3 protein-coding genes are annotated in these 1,198 nt (G+C 41.2%); all 3 read right to left on the reverse strand.

The genetic code is table 11. From position 1 onward, the window contains the following. Window positions 1-101: 101 nt before the first annotated feature. The 3 genes from C9E89_RS23565 to C9E89_RS22685 are packed head-to-tail and all read right to left on the reverse strand — an operon-like array spanning window position 102 to window position 1,102. Window positions 102-272 carry a hypothetical protein gene (locus tag C9E89_RS23565; RefSeq protein WP_171405216.1) on the reverse strand — a complete coding sequence of 57 codons (171 nt, stop codon included), beginning with the start codon at window positions 270-272 and terminating at the stop codon, window positions 102-104. Beyond that, the gene (locus C9E89_RS22680; RefSeq protein WP_107010311.1) at window positions 265-630 is read right to left on the reverse strand and encodes a hypothetical protein; all 366 of its coding nucleotides are present in this window, start codon (window positions 628-630) and stop codon (window positions 265-267) included. Before C9E89_RS22680 ends, C9E89_RS23565 begins: the two co-directional genes overlap by 8 nt. Beyond that, entirely contained in the window at window positions 623-1,102 is a 480-nt protein-coding gene (locus C9E89_RS22685) for a DNA N-6-adenine-methyltransferase (protein ID WP_107010312.1), read from the reverse strand. Before C9E89_RS22685 ends, C9E89_RS22680 begins: the two co-directional genes overlap by 8 nt. Window positions 1,103-1,198 lie beyond the last annotated feature (96 nt).

The following is a 1,198-nucleotide window of genomic DNA, read 5'->3' on the forward strand; positions in this document are numbered from 1 at the left end:
TTCACCCTCACTAACAACTCGCTGCTTCTTCACAACAACACGGCGCTTGGTACGCCGTGGTTTTCCAGATAGTTTTTTATACTCAGCAACTGAAATGCTGCTCATACTTTGCTACTCAAAATCAGTTCATATGCCGCAGCTTGTACCCAACCTTTCCAACCTCCAAAGTCGATAAAAATAAAACTATCCCTTACACCTAAAACTTCACGTAATGGCGCATCAGGCAAGGTATCAACTCGCACAAGGTCACCTATTTTGAATTCGTTATTCATCTGCACTTCCCCTGATTATTGTTAAACATTGACGAATCATGAATACACGCTCACTCTTGCCATCTTTAAGCGCTAATTCTTTCGTATGTTCCAATCGAGCAATTAAATTTAAATGACCAACTTCAATTTGTTTGTTTCTTACCCTTGTTACATCTAGTTCTTTTTTAAGATGTTCAATCTCAAGTAATGCCTGCACCAGAGTTAATTCCTTAACCTCAAAGCAAGTACCCCCACGCTCACAAAGACCATCAGCACCGCAATTGTGTGGTGCACCACCCTGACAACGTGTTACAGCGTTTGCCCAAGTCTCAGGAATTACGCTTTTTAAATCTGGCTCGCAAGAGATGTGTTTAAGCATTGCTGTCTCCAACACTTTCCCACTTAACATCATTCAAACTTGGGCGAAAAACTACAACAGCACATCCAAATGGGGCATTATGCTTACACCCACCAAACTTCAATCTTCCTTTGATGTAGTGAATCTCACGATTTAATACATGATCTTGCCACCAACCCACATCAGTTCGTGCTGGCAACAACGCAACAACTGTATGACCTTTTTTTGCAGTCTCTACAGCCTTTTCGATCCAAGCAATAATTTCACGACCATACGGCGGATTCATCCAACAAACACCTGTCCAATCTTGTTTTAAGCCGTCCATCTCTGGACTAAAAAATCGCTCACACTTTGTATTTTCAGCTAATGCACAAACATCTAAATCAAAGTTAAAAATTGCATCTAATTTGTTGAATAGATCTTGAGGCGTAGACCAGATATCAGTGCGACCTTCAGCATTCCCAAATAAACCTAATTTAGCCATAGTTGTCATGCCGCACCACCAAATACCTTAGGACCATTCCAAACCGCACAATCATCCGCTTTAACCCAACCTATTGTGTTTGAGCCAAATCCTAACCATCTCACA

The organism is Acinetobacter sichuanensis (assembly GCF_003024515.2).
In the GTDB taxonomy this organism is placed as follows: Bacteria; Pseudomonadota; Gammaproteobacteria; order Pseudomonadales; family Moraxellaceae; genus Acinetobacter; species Acinetobacter sichuanensis.